The organism is Pectobacterium odoriferum (genome assembly GCF_009931295.1).
Lineage (GTDB): Bacteria > Pseudomonadota > Gammaproteobacteria > Enterobacterales > Enterobacteriaceae > Pectobacterium > Pectobacterium odoriferum.
In genome coordinates this window covers 456726-474275 of record NZ_CP034938.1, presented here as the reverse complement: position 1 = coordinate 474275, position 17550 = coordinate 456726, and the positions used below count along the sequence as shown (strand labels likewise).

Below are 17550 nucleotides of genomic sequence, written 5' to 3'. Positions count from 1 at the left end.
CCGGGAAATACCCGCAGTTGTACCCGCATCAGTAAGTTGATGTAGATTGAATCAGGTTGACTTAGGTTGAGTGAAAAAGCGAGGAAAGCCTTGCGGATACTGGATTTCAGGCACAAAAAAAGACGTCCGTTGACGTCTATTGATGTTCCGATGGTGCCGAAGGCCGGACTCGAACCGGCACATCTTTCGATGGTTGATTTTGAATCAACTGCGTCTACCGATTTCGCCACTTCGGCACAGAAGTCGTATGCGGAAAACGGGTGCATTATACCGTTTGACAGCCCACGCGCAACGTTAATCCACTCCGTGTTCGGTTAAGTGATGAAAAAATCATCTCTAGCAACGTGTTATGACTTTTTTACCTTCAAGATTGTGCGGTAATGGATGTTGCCGAGGGCAATTTTTCACGACCAATAAAAAAGCGCCGAGGGGTAATCCACTCGGCGCTTTCTCTGATTTATTGGGTGCTATCGGCGTTTAAGCAGCAGCGCGACGCTGATGAACAGAAACACCGAGCTCGGCAAGATCGCGCCCAGGATCGGCGGGATGCCATAGACCAGGCTGAGTGGGCGGAAAATCTCATTCAATAGGTAGAAGAGGAAGCCGAAGCTGATACCTATCACGATACGTGAACCTGCCGACACGCTGCGCAGCGGGCCGAAGATGAAAGAAACTGCCATGAGCATCATCACCGCCACTGAGACTGGTGCAAAGATTTTGCTCCACATGTTCAGTTGGTAGCGATTCGACTCTTGCCCGCTTTGTTTCAGGTATTTGGCGTAATTATGTAGCCCACGGATCGACAGCGCATCTGGCTCCAGTGCCACCACACCCAGCTTATCGGGCGTCAGGTTGGTTTTCCATTCGCCGCTGAGCGTCTGGCTGCCGCCAATCTGTTTGCCGTCGCTCAAATCGGATTCATCAACCTGTGAGAGCTTCCAAACATTCCGATCCTCTTCAAACTCGGCGGAGGCCGCATAGCGCACAGATAGCAGCTTGTTCTTATCGTCGAAGTGGTAGATGTTGACGCCAGACAGTTCTTTATCGCCCGTCACCCGTTCAATATAAATAAAGTCATTGCCGTCTTTTGCCCACAGTCCGCCCTGCGTAGAGATCATCGACCCACCGGAGATCATCTGAGAACGGTAATTACGCGCCATCTGTTCCCCTTGCGGAGAAACCCATTCGCCAATCGCCATCGTCAGCAGCACCAGCGGGATCGCGGTTTTCATCACCGCCGTCGCAATCTGCAAGCGGGTAAAGCCAGAAGCCTGCATCACCACCAGTTCGCTGCGGGTCGCAAGCTGGCCCAGCCCGAGCAATGCGCCGAGCAGCGCCGCCATTGGGAAGAAGATCTCAATATCTTTAGGTACGCTGAGCAGCGTGTACAACCCAGCGCCCAGCGCCGAATACTCGCCTTGCCCAACTTTACGCAGTTGGTCGACAAACTTGATGATGCCGGAGAGCGACACCAGCATGAACAGCGTCGTCATGATGGTGGTAAAAATCGTTTTGCCGATATAGCGGTCTAATACACCAAACATCAGGCCGCTCCTTGTGTTCTAAGCGTACGAGGCTTAAAGCGGGCACGCACTTTCCGCATCGGCACGGTATCCCATAGGTTAAGCATCACAGCAATACCGAAGTACGTCAGGTTGGTCAGCCAGACCCATACCATCGGATCGATCTTGCCTTTACTGGCGTTAGAACGCAGCGAGCTTTGCAGCAGGAAGAAAATCAGATACAGCAGCATAGCGGGCAGCATACTCAGCACCCTCCCCTGACGTGGATTCACCACACTCAGCGGCACCACCATCAGCGCCATGATCAATACCGAAATAATCAACGTCAGCCGCCAGTGGAACTCTGCACGTGCATCGTGCGCATCCGAATGCCACAGAGTCTGCATATCCATTTGCTGCACGTCACTATTATTTAGCGTCACGCTCTGGTGACCAATCACGGCCTGATAGTTGGTGAAATCCGTGATACGAAAATCACGCAGCAGCGCCGTACCTTCATAACGCGAACCGTTATCCAGTGTCACGACCTGCGCACCGTCTTCGTTTTGCTTGATATGACCGCGATCGGCCACGACGACAGAAGGCCGTGCGTTACCGCTGGGGCGCAACTGTGCCAGAAAAACGTGCTCAAACTCCGAGCCTTTGACATTGCCGACAAACAGCACCGCGTTGCCGCCCTGTGCGGACTGGAACTGCCCTTCTACCAATGCCGCCATGCCGGGGTTCGCCTTCGCTTCCGCCAACACTTCTTCCTGATGCCGGGACGACCACGGGCTGAGCCACATGACGTTAATGGTTGCGACAATGGCAGTGAACACCGCCAGGACCAGCGCGGCTTTCAGCAACACGCGTTTGCCTAGCCCACAGGCGTGCATGACGGTGATCTCGCTTTCCGCATAGAGGCGGCCAAACGTCATCAATACGCCAAGAAACAGACTTAATGGCAGGATGAGCTGCACCATTTCTGGCACGCCCAATCCCAACAGGGAGATAACCAAATTTGTCGGGATTTCACCATCAACAGCGGCACCCAGTATCCGTACCAATTTCTGACAAAAGAAAATCAGTAACAGAATGAAAAGGATGGCCAGTTGGCTCTTAAAGGTTTCCCGTACCAGATATCGAATGATGATCACGCTTAATTACGCCTGTGAAAACTTGTCTTTTTGCAGGAAAATCGATAGTTTCTTCGCTAACGCGCCATTTATACTCATTTTTGGCTGCCCTCTTAGCTAAAACTGTATTACAACACACTGCGTTTGAGCTGTTGTATCAGAACCTGCTTATTAGTCACTAAAACAGGTTCGTTACGTCGTTAAGATTAACACAGGTTATGTTAACGCAACGGCGGGAAGTATTACGGAGTGTCACATTCTAGCCGTTGCCCCCGTCGTTGTCTTTAAGATTCAGGAGAGTACATGGAGTTCAGCGTAAAAAGCGGTAGCCCGGAAAAACAACGCAGTGCCTGCATTGTCGTCGGCGTGTTTGAACCGCGTCGTCTGTCCCCTATTGCCGAACAACTCGATAAAATCAGCGACGGCTACATCAGCGCGTTGCTTCGCCGTGGTGAATTAGAAGGCAAAGTGGGGCAATCACTGCTCTTGCACCATGTACCTAACATTCTTTCCGAGCGCATTCTGCTGATTGGTTGCGGTAAAGAGCGCGAACTTGATGAACGCCAGTACAAACAGGTAATTCAGAAGACGATCAACGCCCTGAACGAAACCGGCTCTATGGAAGCCGTCTGCTTCCTGACCGAGCTGCATGTGAAAGGCCGTAACACGTACTGGAAAGTGCGTCAGGCGGTCGAAACGGCAAAAGAGACGCTATATACCTTCGATCAGCTTAAGAGCAATAAAGTCGAGCTGCGCCGTCCACTGCGCAAAATGGTATTCAACGTACCGACACGCCGTGAGCTGACCAGCGGTGAGCGCGCTATTCAGCACGGTCTGGCGATTGCAGCGGGCATCAAAGCCGCGAAAGATCTCGGCAACATGCCACCGAATATCTGTAATGCCGCGTATCTGGCTTCGCAAGCGCGTCAACTGGCCGATACCTACAGCCAGAACATCATCACGCGTGTGATTGGCGAACAGCAGATGAAAGAGCTGGGCATGAATGCCTATCTGGCCGTGGGTCAGGGCTCGCAGAATGAATCGCTGATGTCCGTGATCGAATATAAAGGCGATCCGAACCCGGAAACCCGCCCGATTGTGCTGGTAGGTAAAGGCCTGACGTTCGATTCAGGCGGCATCTCCATCAAACCTGCCGACAGCATGGACGAAATGAAGTACGACATGTGCGGCGCGGCCACGGTCTACGGCGTGATGCGCATGGCGGCCGAACTGGCGCTGCCATTGAATATCATCGGCGTGCTGGCGGGCTGTGAAAACATGGTCGATGGCCGTGCATACCGTCCGGGTGACGTGCTGACCACGATGTCCGGCCAAACGGTAGAAGTGCTGAACACCGATGCAGAAGGCCGTCTGGTCTTGTGTGATACGCTGACCTACGTTGAGCGTTATGAGCCGGACGTCGTCATTGACGTCGCGACGCTGACCGGCGCGTGCGTGATTGCGCTGGGGCACCACATCACTGGGCTGATGGCGAACCACAATCCGCTGGCGCACGAACTGTTGAGCGCGTCCGAGCAGTCTGGCGACCGCGCATGGCGTCTGCCGCTGACCGACGAATTCCAGGAACAGCTGGAATCCAATTTTGCCGATATGGCGAATATTGGTGGTCGTCCGGGCGGTGCGATTACCGCAGGCTGCTTCCTGTCGCGCTTTACGCGTAAGTACAGCTGGGCGCATCTGGATATCGCGGGCACCGCCTGGCGTTCTGGTAAAGCCAAAGGCGCAACGGGTCGCCCGGTCGCGCTGTTATCACAGTTCCTGCTTAACCGCGCCGGACAGAACGACGTAGAATAAGACTTTCACGTCAACGGCGATGACCAAAGCCAGCGATTGCCTTTGTTCTTATATACTCTAAATAATTCAAGTTTCAGGCAGGCGGCAAGAGAAGGAGTCCCGATGAGCTTACTCAGGTAAGTGATTCGGGTGACTGACAAACCTGCCATAGGCAGGTTTGAACGCTGCTTGCAGCGGCCCCAACGGGGCGAGGCACACGCAAGTGTGCCGAGTAGCGCAGCCAACGCACATGCAACTTGAAGTATGACGAGTATAATCGGGCCGGATATTCCGGCCCTTATCAATAGTGTAAACAATGAAAAACGCAACGTTCTATCTTCTCGAACACGACAGCAAAAGCGGTGAGCTCAGCGCCCATGAGGCACTGGCATGCGATCTGGCGGCAGAACGTTGGCGAGCAGGAAAGCGCGTGCTGATTGCCTGTGAAGACGAGCAACAGGCCATCAGACTGGATGAAGCATTATGGCAGCGCGATCCCAACGCATTCGTGCCGCATAATCTGGCAGGCGAAGGGCCGCGTCACGGCGCGCCGGTCGAACTGGCCTGGCCGCAGCGGCGTGGCAACGCGCCACGGGATCTGCTGATCAGCCTATTGCCACAGTTCGCAGATTTTGCCACCGCTTTCCATGAAGTGATAGACTTTGTCCCTTACGAAGACTCCTTGAAACAGTTGGCGCGCGACCGCTATAAAACCTATCGCAGCGTCGGCTTCCAATTGACCACGGCTACGCCGCCAACTCACTGAATTTTGAGCATAATGGAAACGAAATATAACCCGCAAGATATCGAGCAGCCGCTCTACGAACACTGGGAAAAGCAAGGCTACTTCAAGCCGCACGGCGACACGAGTAAAGAAAGCTTCAGCATCATGATCCCGCCGCCCAACGTCACCGGCAGCTTGCATATGGGTCACGCTTTCCAGCAAACCATTATGGATACGTTGATCCGCTATCAGCGCATGCAGGGCAAGAATACCCTGTGGCAGGCGGGTACTGACCACGCGGGTATCGCCACGCAAATGGTCGTTGAGCGCAAGATCGCCGCAGAAGAAGGCAAAACTCGCCACGATTACGGCCGCGAAGCGTTCATCGACAAAATCTGGCAGTGGAAAGGCGAATCCGGTGGCAACATTACCAATCAGATGCGCCGTCTGGGCAACTCCGTTGACTGGGAACGCGAGCGTTTCACCATGGATGAAGGCCTGTCCAACGCGGTGAAAGAAGTGTTCGTCCGTCTGTATAAAGAAGACCTGATTTACCGCGGCAAGCGTCTGGTGAACTGGGATCCGAAACTGCGCACCGCGATTTCCGATCTGGAAGTAGAAAACCGCGAAGTGAAAGGGTCGATGTGGCACCTGCGCTACCCGCTGGCCGATGGCGTGAAAACCGCCGACGGGAAAGACTATCTGGTCGTCGCGACCACCCGCCCGGAAACCGTGCTGGGTGATACCGGTGTCGCCGTTAACCCGGAAGATCCGCGTTATAAAGATCTGATCGGCAAAGAAGTGATCCTGCCGCTGATTGGCCGTCGAATTCCGATCGTTGGCGACGAACACGCCGATATGGAAAAAGGCACTGGCTGCGTGAAGATCACGCCAGCGCACGACTTCAACGACTACGAAGTCGGTAAACGCCACGAGTTACCAATGGTGAACATCCTGACGTTCGACGGTGATATCCGCCAGAGCGCTGAGATTTTTGATACCAATGGCGAAGCCAGCACCGCTTACAGCAGCGATATTCCCGAAGCCTTCCGGGGTCTGGAGCGTTTTGCCGCACGTAAAGCGCTGGTAGCCGCATTCGATGAGCTCGGCCTGCTGGAAGAGATCAAAGCGCACGATCTGACCGTTCCTTACGGTGACCGTGGCGGTGTTGTGATTGAGCCGATGCTGACCGACCAGTGGTACGTGCGTGCTGCCGTGCTGGCTAAACCGGCAGTGGAAGCGGTGGAAGATGGCCGCATTCAGTTCGTACCAAAACAGTACGAAAACATGTACTTCAGCTGGATGCGCGACATTCAGGACTGGTGTATTTCCCGTCAGCTGTGGTGGGGTCACCGCATTCCGGCCTGGTACGATGCCAATGGTAACGTCTACGTCGGTCGCACCGAAGCGGAAGTACGCAGTGAAAACAACCTCGCTGACGATGTCGTTCTGAATCAGGATGAAGACGTACTGGATACCTGGTTCTCATCCGGGCTGTGGACATTCTCTACGCTGGGTTGGCCAGAGCAAACGCCCGATCTGAAAGCTTTCCACCCAAGCAGCGTGATGGTCAGCGGCTTCGACATCATCTTCTTCTGGATTGCCCGCATGATCATGCTGACCATGCACTTCATCAAAGATGAAGACGGCAAATCGCAGGTGCCATTCCACACCGTTTACATGACCGGCCTGATCCGTGATGAGGAAGGCCAGAAGATGTCTAAATCCAAAGGGAACGTCATCGACCCGCTGGATATGGTGGACGGTATTTCGCTGGAAGCCCTGCTGGAAAAACGTACCGGCAATATGATGCAGCCGCAGCTGGCGGAAAAAATCCGCAAGCGCACCGAGAAACAGTTCCCGAACGGCATCGAACCTCACGGTACAGATGCCCTGCGCTTCACGCTGGCGGCACTGGCCTCTACCGGTCGCGACATCAACTGGGACATGAAGCGTCTGGAAGGTTACCGCAACTTCTGTAACAAGCTGTGGAACGCCAGCCGTTTTGTGCTGATGAACACCGAAGATCAGGATTGCGGCTTTGGCGCCGGCGAGAAAGTGCTGTCGCTGGCCGACCGCTGGATTCTGGCAGAATTCAACCGCACGGTGAAAGCCTACCGCGAGGCGCTGGACGGCTATCGCTTTGATATTGCGGCCAACATTCTGTACGAATTCACCTGGAACCAGTTCTGCGACTGGTACCTGGAACTGACGAAGCCCGTCATGAATGGCGGTTCAGAAGCGGAACTGCGCGGTACGCGCAATACGCTGGTTACTGTACTGGAAGCATTGCTGCGTCTGGCGCATCCGATTATTCCGTTCATTACCGAAACCATCTGGCTACGTGTTAAAGCACTGAAAGGCATCAGTGCCGACACAATCATGCTGCAACCATTCCCTGAGTTCGATGCCGCGCAGGAAGATACGCTGGCGCTGAACGATCTGGAGTGGATCAAGCAAGCGATTATCGCGGTGCGTAACATTCGTGCAGAAATGAACATCGCGCCGGGCAAACCGCTGGAAGTCTTACTGCGTGATGTCACTGCTGAAGCACAGCGTCGCGTGGAAGAGAACCGCAGCTTTATCCAAACGCTGGCGCGTCTGGAAAGCATTACGCTGCTGCCTGCGGGCGAAAAAGGTCCGGTTTCCGTCACTAAACTCATCGAGGGTGCCGAGCTGTTAATTCCGATGGCAGGCCTGATCGACAAAGCAGCAGAGTTGGATCGTCTGACGAAAGAAGTGGCGAAAATCGAAGCCGAGATTGAGCGCATCGAAAGCAAGCTGTCCAACGAAGGCTTTGTGGCTCGTGCACCGGAGGCGGTCGTAGCCAAAGAGCGTGAGAAGCTGGATGGCTACGCCGTAGCGAAAGCCAAACTGCTGGAACAGCACGCGGTCATCGCTGCGCTGTAACGCTCACCGATTTTCTAATGGTAGTACGGCAAGTACGAAAGCCTCGTTGCAAAACGGGGCTTTTTATTTTATTCACTTCACACTGATTCACCTCACAAAATGCATGAAGGGAGTAACACAATGAGCAACACGAATCATGCTGAGGTCAGCAAGTTTCTTAGCTACGTTTTACGGCACAAGCCCGAAGCCATTGGGCTAACGCTAAGCAGCGAAGGCTGGGCAAATATAGCTGAACTGATTACTGGTGCGGCAAAAGATGGACGGCTTCTTACCAGAGAAGTGATTCAGTCTGTCGTTGATAACAGTGACAAAAAGCGGTTTTCTATTTCGCCGGATGGGTTATCGATCCGTGCAGCGCAGGGACACTCATCATCGCAGGTCGATATGCACTACGAGCCCAAAGCGCCACCCGAGTTTCTTTATCACGGCACAGCAACCCGATTTGTCGACTCGATAAATCAGCAGGGTTTGCTTCCCGGTTCACGTCAGTATGTGCACTTGTCTGCCGATGAAGCAACGGCAATAAACGTCGGCCAGCGACATGGCAAACCCGTAGTGTTAAAAATAAGGGCGCAGGAAATGCATCAACAAGGGATAATTTTTTATCAGGCGGATAACGGCGTCTGGTTAACCCTGACGGTTCCCGTGCCGTTTATCGATGAATGAATACGTGTATGAATCACCTGTCTTCGCTGTTCATATAGCATTAACGAAAACAGGCGATAAGGTCATTTAACGATTAGCGAGAATCGGCCAGCGTAATATTCTGGCGCAAGCTGGGCAACACATTACCCAGTTCTATGTTTTCTCTTGCGATCTGGAAACGGGAAACGGACTGTTGCAGATTAACAACCTGCTCCTGAAGTGAATTCGCTGACGTCGCTACTTCGGATACCAAGGACGCATTCTGCTGTGTCACACCATCCATCTGGTTGATAGCGATATTGATCTGCGAAATGCCGCGACTCTGCTCGCTGGAAGCCAGCGTGATCTCATCCATAATATCGACCACTTTTTTCACATCCATCAGCACTTCATCCATAGTGTTACCCGCGACTTCAACCAGCCCCGCGCCCTTTTCAATACGGCTGAGAGAGTCATCGATCATGGTGCCGATCTCTTTCGCGGCCGTCGCACTGCGCGCAGCCAGCATCCGCACTTCGGAAGCAACCACCGCAAAGCCTTTACCGTATTGACCCGCACGCGCAGATTCCACCGCCGCGTTCAGAGCCAGCAAGTTGGTCTGGAAAGCGATGCCGTCGATTACGCCAACAATGTCGGAAATCTTGGCAGAACTCTGCTTGATGGAACGCATGGTATCAACCACTTCGGAGACAACATTCCCGCCGCGAGACGCAGAATTAGAGGCTTTTAGCGCCAGATCGTTGGCCTTACGCGTGTTGTCTTCGTTGTTTTTCACCGTCGACATGATCTGCTCCATACTTGAAGCGGTTTCATCCAACGAGGCTGCCTGCTGCTCGGTACGGCTGGAAAGATCGATGTTGCCGGAGGCAATTTCCTCGACACCTACACTTATTGCATCGGTACCGTTACGCACTACGCGCACCATATTTTCCAGCCCGTCACGCATACGTTGAACCGCAGCAAACAGCTGTGCAATTTCATTTTTTCCGCTGCTATCAATCTGTGCCCGCAGGTCGCCTTCGGCGATGCGATCAAAGACGGAAATAGCCTGATTCAGCGGTTTCACGATCATGTTGGTCACCACAGACCAGACCAGCACCGCCAGCAGCAACGCACAGGCAATCGCACTGTAAAGGATGGTTTCCATCAGCTCGACGCGTCCATTTGAATCTGCATAGGCTTCATCGATACTCTTCAGCTTGAAGGCAACCAACGCTTTAGAGGATTTATCAAACGCAGCATACAGCACCGTTGATTTCCCGGCACGCTGACGATATTCATCCAGATTCCCTGCGTTAAGCGCTGCAAATGCCGGATCGATAAACTCCTGCATCAGCGTATTACGCTTTTCAGCCATGTCCGCAGAAATGACTTTCTCCGCTTCGGACTGCGGGTATTTCAGGTATTCCTGCCACTTTTCACTGGCACCGTCGACCTTGCCTCTAGCACGTCCCAGTGCGACTTTAGCCGCCTCAACGTCCCCTTTCCCCATTAATGACTCGTACAGACGCAAATCCAACCGACCACGCAATAGCAGTTCAGAGCTGTCGTTCAGCGCAACCAGCCCTGGCAGCACTTCCATATCAACGCGAGCAAATGATTTATTCCCTGACTGAACGGCAACCAACCCTAACACGCCGACGAAAAGCAGTAACGCCGCTAAAGAAAACACCATCATGCTGAGTGCCGTACGGATCTTTATCTTACGAAACATAAATTATCCCTATAGTCTGAAAATAAGAAAGGATGAGCGCCAGCTCCGGAGCAGAGCCGTTCAGTTATTTACGTAATAATCGTTATATTTCACTTTCTAGGCGTGTTAACCCCCACAAACTGAAATAAATTCGTCATCTACACTAAATAATTCAAGTCTCAGGAAGGCGGCAAGAGAAGGACAAATTCGTCTGGAACGAATTTGACCAGCCAACGGCTAGCCTTCGGTGAGAGACAGGATGTCTCTCATTTCATCCCGATGAGCTTACATGAGTAAGTGATTCGGGCGACTAAACGCAGCCAACGCACATGCAACTTGAAGTATGACGGGTATAAAACTGTAATAAAATAAAGAAACGTATAAAGAAAAAGATGGCCGGCAGAAATAGATTTCCTGCCAGCCATGAGTTTTATTTTTTATTACTGTTCTGAGACTGATTCTTTTCTAAAAAACGTTGCAATTCATCTTTATAAAACCTCGCCGACATCATCGTGCCATGCCCACTGGTATCTTTACTGGCAGGAATAAGGAACAACGTCGCCTGCTTAATTTTCTTAAGCTCATTATCCAAGATGCCTGTTTCAATAGGATTACGCTCATCATCTGCAGAGTTAATCACCAGAACAGGTGCCTTAATTTTATTCAGTTCCGGTGCCGCGTTATAATTTGCAGACGAGCCCCAGATATAAATAAAGTCGTTGGCATCGCTGGTCGACGGTGCCGCAAGGCGATCTTCTACCAGTTTGTCAGCCTGTGCACGCGTCGGTGCTTTGCTCTGATACGCCAGCGTTCCGCCCGTGGTGGCGATACTGAACATAATGTTGGCCGTTTTCAGCGTTGGCGGCTGCTGTGTGTAATCACCGTTATTCCACACCGGATCGTTCTTGATGGATTCAATCAAAATGCGGCGCATCATCCAGTTACGACCGGACAGCTCATTCGGCAGCGATGCCATTGGTACCAGCGCATCCATCATGTCCGGGAATTTCTCACCCCAGAGCCAGGTTTGCATGCCGCCCATGGAATATCCCATTACCAGGCGCAGGTGATTAATGCCCAGCCCTTCTTTGATTAAGCGATATTGTGCCTGCACCATATCGTTATAATCGTACTGCGGGAATTTCATCCGTAAGCCGTCTGACGGTTTGGAAGATTTTCCAGAACCGATGCTCTCCGGCATGATAATAAAGTATTTGCTGCTATCCAGCGCCTGACCCGGCCCGAACAGCTCTCCACCAAAGCCATTTGCTAACAGTGATTTAATCGGCTGGTTTGTTCCATGTAGCAATAAGACAGCGGGCTTGGTTTTATCACCGATCGTGTAGTAGTGAATACGCAGATCTTTTAATTTTTCGCCACTGTTGAAGGTAAATTCTGGCGCAATCCAGTCGCCTTCTTTAGGCTCTGGGAAATTGGCCTGTGCATGCGTTAATGGTGACAGCATTAACAGAAATGCGCCCACCACCCCTGATAGTATTCGATTAATCATAAATAACTCTTCGGTAATCATGAAGTCGTGAAGCTGTGATTTTAATGTCTATTAGGAAAAATCCCAATAAACATAAGCAAATCAATAATAAAAAGAGATTATTCTCTGTTTTTTTTATTTATCGCGAGAGATTCTACAGATAGTTTTTAATAGGATGATATTTAACATATTCCTGTTAATCGTCTGGCTACTCGGCTGATATTTTTCGCTCGACATTAGCGTTTATAAAAACAGCAAGATGCGTTTTTTTGCTCAAATATCTAATCAGAAGGAGATCGTGTGCGGTGACACCACACACGATTGACACAAGGCAGGATTAGGTCAGCGTTGAGAATCGAGAGCTGAGGATTAGTGCTTATGCATCTCGCTTTCAATCGCTTTCAGCCGCTCATCCATATCGGGGTGCGTACTCAGCCAGTCAGGTAAATCCAGAGAATCAATTTCATCATGACTACGGTCGTTATTGATCAAGGCCCGATACATCGCCTGCATCGACTGGAGCGAACGCCCTTGCTGCTGCATTTCGGCTATTGCCCATGCGTCGGCTTCCCGTTCCATATCGCGGGAAAACTGCATCTCGTTGATAAAGGCAGCAGACTGCAACACCGTATCTCCCACGCCACTGACATCTCCCGTCATCCACATGAAGGTCAGCGATACCAGCGATGAACGCACCACCATGCGCATTGGGTGGCGATAGGCGTGGTGTCCCATTTCATGCAACATCACGGCAGCCAGCTCGTTGTCATTTTTCGCCAGTTTCACCAGATCGTCACTGATAATCAGCGTGCCATCCGCCAACATAAAAGCATTCGGCCCGATAGGTGCGGACATGATCTCCAGGCGCAGTGGCGTTTTGTCTTCCCGCATGGCAGCAGGCATAACCTGTTGAAACAGCGTTTGCATCGCCTGCTGGCGCTCAACAGGCAGTTTAGAAGGCTTAAAATCACTGTAGCGTAATAACTTCAGCGTATGTTGTCCCAGTTGCTGTTCGATAGCAGTAGGAATGCGTAGCGCCAGCGTGGAACTTGCCCATGGCAGTACCACGTAAACATAGTTTATGACTATCAATACGGTGGCGAATAACGTGAGAATGACGCCACACTTATGGCGTTCCAGGCGGTGTACAAGTCCCGGTTGGCGTCTTGCGGAATACCACGCGCGAAAGGCGGGGTCGTCGGCAGGAACAAAACGGCCGCCGTCAGGAAAGGTTAACGTCAGAGGAATGGAGCCCAATGCATCGGAAATCGTGACCTGCTCCAGCGCAAACGTCGTGTTCGATGACCCGGTATTTAGCACCATCGTCGAACCGTTATCCGTTAAATGAAGAGAAGCGGCCACGCGGGCCGCCAATCCGGGGTATTGATAATGCCCCTCAATATTCATATTCCTGCCTTATAACTTACAGGCCAACACCCAAATCGAGCGCCTGCACGGCTTCTTCGGCCAGTGCGCTGTTTGCTGTGTCCTGGTGTGCCTGAACGTGCAGCAGTGCCAGATCGCCTTCAATCGCTGTCGCATTCGCGATATAGCGTGCGTGACGAATCTCTGCCACCGGTGCTGCCCAACCCAACGAAAAAATAGTAATCAGGCTATTGGTTATCAGTAATCCCATGTAAGACAGCGTTTGCATAGAAGAGTGCAATTTCACACCGCCATTCAGCGACGTTTGGTTAAACAGATAGTTACGCTGTGCAACCGCCACATAGCTGCTGGAAACCAGCGCGCCTAGCAGCATCACAATCACCATCATCACCAGATTAAAGATATTGCTTAGCAGCATCATGAGCACAGTATCTTCATTGCCACCGCCCATCATCACGATCTGGAACAACGTGAAAAAGAACGAGCCCATGAATGACAGCGATGCGATCAGGAAAGGAACAAAAATCAGCAGGCTAATCAGGGAAAATTTAATAAACGCCGCTTTCGTCAGTTCTGCTTTAAATGCCGTTTTACCGAAGAACAGGTTATTAACATAGAAATCAAGCTGCATCATTTTCATGATGCCATTTACCGCAGCAAACCCTGGAATAGCAATCGCCAGCACGATAAATCCAATCAGAATCGGACTATCGCTCTGCGACCCAATCAACCCCGCCACAACCAACGCGGCATAAAAAGCCAGCAACAGCAAAATAGGGCAAAACAGTAATACCCAATAGGCACGGCCCGTCTGACAATGGTAATTAAAACGGACGCCGCGGTAGCTGGACATAATAGCGTCATAACGCCAGTTGCGGATCACGAGAATCGGAATAAGTGCCGAAAATGCCAGAGCGATAAGCGTTCCGAGCGTTGGTGACATCATCATCACGATATAAAACAAAATGATACCGGCGATAACCAGCAAACGCCCTTTAAGGATCTGAATAGGCTGTGCGTGGTAATCAAAACGGTCACCATTAATTTCTGTGTTACCGTAGAAATAACGACGGCGACGCACGGTGGCCCAGGCAGAATAAATACCTAAGGTGATCACCGTTAATAACACATTCACCAGCCAAATTGAAAAATATTCCCCAGCCTTACCGTGAAACTGCACGCGATGCTGCGTGTTATTTTCTGAAGTATTGGTAGTCATAAACCTTTCATCCTAAAAGAAATAAGCCTTATAAACGCGTCGTTCGACACGTTATAGGCAACAAAAAGCGGCTTATTTAAGCATGTCCTGTTAATGACAACAATAAAAGTTAACAGCAATTAAACAAACCAATGTACTTATTAATTACAGGGAATAGGGAAAGCCACCGAAAAACCAACATGGAAGCAACCTGAAGTATGATGGGTATAGACGTTGCATCCATGTGGTCTGAAATGGTATTACAATCGGCCAAGATCATTACCCTCGTAAACCGTAAGAACAAGAGTACGTATTATGACAACCGCGACCTCCGCCAATCTTCAGGTACGCCCAATCACCGAGCAGGATGATGCAGCCATCGCACAGGTCATCCGTCAGGTCTCTGCCGAATTTGGTTTGACAGCCGATAAAGGCTACACCGTCTCCGATCCCAATCTGGACGCGTTGTTTGCCCTGTATAGCCAGCCGAAAAGCGCCTATTGGGTTGTTGAATATGAAGGCCACGTCGTTGGCGGTGGCGGCATTGCACCACTGCTGGCGGGCGAAGAAGATGTGTGTGAATTACAAAAAATGTATTTCCTACCCATCGTACGAGGCAAAGGACTGGCACGTCAGTTGGCGGTACAAGCACTGGATTTTGCTCGTCAACATGGCTTCCGCCGCTGCTATCTGGAAACCACTGGCCACCTGACCAGCGCGATCCGACTGTATGAGTCACTGGGCTTCGAGCTGATTCCCCACTCAATGGGCAACACGGGCCACACCGACTGTGAAGTGACGATGTTGAAGGTACTGTAATAGGCTGAAAGTACGGTAATAGCACGTTGTCATACCGAATAAAAAACGCCGCAGGATCTTCCTACGGCGTTTTCCGTAAACGGTTCGACGAGGGATTAATGGCGTTTGCCGTCATCATCTTCGTCGTAGAAATCTTCATCATCCCCGTCTTCTTCGCCTTCACCATCCGGATCTTCGAAGTAGGTGCCCCAACCGTCGTAATTCACGCCGTGGCGTTCTGCCAGCGCCAGCAGTTGTTCTACCTGTGCGTCGATCAGTTCCGCTTTCAGCGCGACTTCACTGATGGCATCGCAGCACATCAGCAACACGCCATCTTCCACTTCCAGCTCTTCCGCATCTGTCACTTCATAGCCCAGCTTGAAGGCTTCTACAGCGACTTTTTCCAACACTTCAAACTTCTCAGCAGAGAAATGGTGTTCAATGGTATAGAGCGCGTCAGGATCGCTGCCATCATCCAACAGTTCTTCAATGATCAGGCGTGTCTCTTCCCGTTGCTCTTCCAGTAATTCGCGGTTTGCCATGCCTCAGTCCTCATTAAACGACGTAATATTACTTATTGTCCCACAGCCCTGCGGCTTGCTCCACCACAAAGTTTGATATCACCACTTGAATTTGAATAATTACACATATAAAGTGAATTTTAATTCAACCAATGGTGTTGAGCCACATGGAGAGGTACATCATGCAACCGTTCTATAAGCGTCATTTTTTAAGGTTAATGGATTTTACACCCGCAGAAATTGCCCATCTTTTAGCCCTGTCAACGAAACTGAAAGCCGATAAAAAAAACGGGACAGAAGCCCGCCGTCTGCAAGGTAAAAACATCGCACTCATCTTCGAAAAAGATTCGACTCGTACTCGCTGCTCTTTCGAAGTTGCTGCATACGATCAGGGCGCGCAAGTGACCTATCTCGGCCCAAGTGGTAGCCAAATCGGCCATAAAGAATCCATCAAAGATACCGCTCGCGTATTGGGAAGAATGTACGACGGGATTCAATATCGCGGCTATGGCCAGCAAATTGTCGAAACGCTGGCGCACTATGCGGGCGTGCCGGTCTGGAACGGGCTGACGAACGAATTCCACCCTACGCAACTGCTAGCGGATCTGCTGACGATGCAGGAACATTTACCGAGTAAACCGCTGTCAAAGATGACGCTCGTCTACGCTGGTGATGCACGCAACAACATGGGCAACACCATGCTGGAAGCGGCGGCGCTGACTGGGCTGGATTTACGTCTTGTGGCACCAAAAGCCTGCTGGCCGGATGCCGGTTTGGTGGCTGAATGTCAGGCGGCGGCGAAACAAACCGGTGGCAGCATCACGCTGACGGAAGATATCGCTACGGGCGTCGCGGGCGCAGATTTCATTTATACCGACGTTTGGGTTTCCATGGGGGAACCGAAAGAGACCTGGCAAGAACGTATCGCGCTGCTGAAACCGTATCAGGTGAACATGGCGATGATCGCCGCGACGGGTAATCCGCAGGTGAAGTTCCTGCACTGCCTGCCTGCCTTCCACGACGATCAGACGACGATGGGACAACAAATGGCGGAGCAGTATGGTCTGCACGGTGGAATGGAAGTCACGGATGAAGTCTTTGAATCCGCACACAGCATCGTGTTCGATCAGGCGGAAAATCGCATGCACACCATCAAAGCCGTGATGGTCGCCACGCTGGTGCAGGATTAAGGCTTTCTTCCCTCCCCAGAACGGGGAGGGAGAGATTTTCCGGCAGTTTACACCACCAGCGACGCGTCGATTTTCACCACGGCTTTGCGCACGTGCGCCGGTTCGCCGACGGCACACAGCGGTTTGTGCACTTCGCCTGGGAAGAAGACGACAAAATCCCCTTCCTGCATCACAAACTGTTTTTCCTGCTCGCCCGCAGGCAGGAAAGCGATGTCTTTATCCGCCAGCCAATCGGTATCCGGCTTACCCGCTGGCAGGTTACTGAACGTCATCCCTTCCACACCGGACAGCACGATCTGAATGTCCAGATATTTGGCGTGATACTCGGCGCGACGTTTTTCCAGCAGGTCGGTGCTGTCGTTGGAGATCAGGACGAACACACTGTTGCCCTCGATATCATGCTTGCCCAGCGGCGTGTCTGCCGTAATGTTTTGCTTCACGTATTCAATCGCTTCACGCAGTTTGGCAGGCAGATAAGGGACCAGTTCAAGGTGGTGGACGTTGCCAGTAATCATAAAAAACCTCGCTAATATAAAAATGAAACTCTGTTTTATAATCCTTATA

Annotated in this window: 14 protein-coding genes, 1 tRNA gene and 1 pseudogene; 7 read left to right on the top strand and 9 right to left on the bottom strand. The window is 51.5% G+C overall.

Annotated features, from left to right (window positions below):
- Positions 1-151 precede the first annotated feature (151 nt).
- The 3 genes from EO763_RS02125 to lptF form a co-directional block, all read right to left on the bottom strand.
- Positions 152-236 (bottom strand) — tRNA-Leu (locus tag EO763_RS02125).
- 231 nt (positions 237-467) lie between these two features.
- Positions 468-1544 carry an LPS export ABC transporter permease LptG gene (lptG, locus tag EO763_RS02120; protein WP_161527930.1) on the bottom strand — a complete coding sequence of 359 codons (1077 nt, stop codon included), beginning with the start codon at positions 1542-1544 and terminating at the stop codon, positions 468-470.
- A complete protein-coding gene (gene lptF, locus EO763_RS02115) occupies positions 1544-2659 on the bottom strand; it encodes an LPS export ABC transporter permease LptF (RefSeq protein WP_039546859.1) in 1116 nt (371 codons plus the stop codon). Before lptF ends, lptG begins: the two co-directional genes overlap by 1 nt.
- 282 nt (positions 2660-2941) lie before the next feature.
- On the opposite strand from lptF, the gene pepA reads away from it, so the two are divergent.
- From pepA to EO763_RS02095, 4 genes are all read left to right on the top strand, one after another.
- A complete protein-coding gene (gene pepA, locus EO763_RS02110; protein ID WP_010284628.1) occupies positions 2942-4453 on the top strand; it encodes a leucyl aminopeptidase in 1512 nt (503 codons plus the stop codon).
- A 295-nt stretch (positions 4454-4748) separates the two neighbouring features.
- Complete coding sequence (locus tag EO763_RS02105; RefSeq protein WP_010284626.1) at positions 4749-5198, top strand: DNA polymerase III subunit chi; 450 nt, start codon at positions 4749-4751, stop codon at positions 5196-5198.
- 12 nt (positions 5199-5210) lie between these two features.
- Positions 5211-8066, top strand: coding sequence for a valine--tRNA ligase (locus EO763_RS02100; RefSeq protein WP_161527929.1), 2856 nt, complete (start codon positions 5211-5213; stop codon positions 8064-8066).
- 120 nt (positions 8067-8186) lie between these two features.
- Positions 8187-8732 carry an RNA 2'-phosphotransferase gene (locus EO763_RS02095; protein WP_161527928.1) on the top strand — a complete coding sequence of 182 codons (546 nt, stop codon included), beginning with the start codon at positions 8187-8189 and terminating at the stop codon, positions 8730-8732.
- A gap of 73 nt (positions 8733-8805) precedes the next feature.
- Here EO763_RS02095 and EO763_RS02090 read toward each other — a convergent pair whose 3' ends face one another.
- From EO763_RS02090 to EO763_RS02075, 4 genes are all read right to left on the bottom strand, one after another.
- Positions 8806-10425, bottom strand: coding sequence for a methyl-accepting chemotaxis protein (locus tag EO763_RS02090; RefSeq protein WP_161527927.1), 1620 nt, complete (start codon positions 10423-10425; stop codon positions 8806-8808).
- 409 nt (positions 10426-10834) lie between these two features.
- Positions 10835-11914 (bottom strand): alpha/beta fold hydrolase, encoded by a 1080-nt coding sequence (locus tag EO763_RS02085; RefSeq protein ID WP_167521832.1) that lies wholly within the window; start codon positions 11912-11914, stop codon positions 10835-10837.
- Positions 11915-12262: 348 nt separating this feature from the next.
- Complete coding sequence (locus EO763_RS02080; protein WP_161527925.1) at positions 12263-13300, bottom strand: M48 family metallopeptidase; 1038 nt, start codon at positions 13298-13300, stop codon at positions 12263-12265.
- Positions 13301-13316: 16 nt separating this feature from the next.
- The gene (locus EO763_RS02075) at positions 13317-14498 is read right to left on the bottom strand and encodes a YjgN family protein (RefSeq protein WP_161527924.1); all 1182 of its coding nucleotides are present in this window, start codon (positions 14496-14498) and stop codon (positions 13317-13319) included.
- 294 nt (positions 14499-14792) lie between these two features.
- Here EO763_RS02075 and EO763_RS02070 point away from each other — a divergent pair, with 294 nt between their 5' ends.
- Positions 14793-15296 (top strand): GNAT family N-acetyltransferase, encoded by a 504-nt coding sequence (locus tag EO763_RS02070; protein WP_161527923.1) that lies wholly within the window; start codon positions 14793-14795, stop codon positions 15294-15296.
- A 95-nt stretch (positions 15297-15391) separates the two neighbouring features.
- On the opposite strand, the gene rraB is transcribed toward EO763_RS02070, so the two are convergent.
- Positions 15392-15817 (bottom strand): ribonuclease E inhibitor RraB, encoded by a 426-nt coding sequence (gene rraB / locus EO763_RS02065; protein WP_010298271.1) that lies wholly within the window; start codon positions 15815-15817, stop codon positions 15392-15394.
- A 91-nt stretch (positions 15818-15908) separates the two neighbouring features.
- Here rraB and argL point away from each other — a divergent pair.
- Both argL and argF read left to right on the top strand, forming a co-directional pair.
- Positions 15909-15956, top strand: a pseudogene (gene argL / locus EO763_RS23840) (putative translational regulatory protein ArgL); the annotation flags it as partial.
- Between the two features lie 22 nt (positions 15957-15978).
- The gene (gene argF, locus EO763_RS02060) at positions 15979-16986 is read left to right on the top strand and encodes an ornithine carbamoyltransferase (RefSeq protein ID WP_161527922.1); all 1008 of its coding nucleotides are present in this window, start codon (positions 15979-15981) and stop codon (positions 16984-16986) included.
- Positions 16987-17033: 47 nt separating this feature from the next.
- On the opposite strand, the gene EO763_RS02055 is transcribed toward argF, so the two are convergent.
- Positions 17034-17501, bottom strand: a complete 468-nt coding sequence (locus EO763_RS02055; protein ID WP_010298260.1) for a NanQ anomerase/TabA/YiaL family protein — start codon at positions 17499-17501, stop codon at positions 17034-17036.
- Positions 17502-17550: the final 49 nt, after the last annotated feature.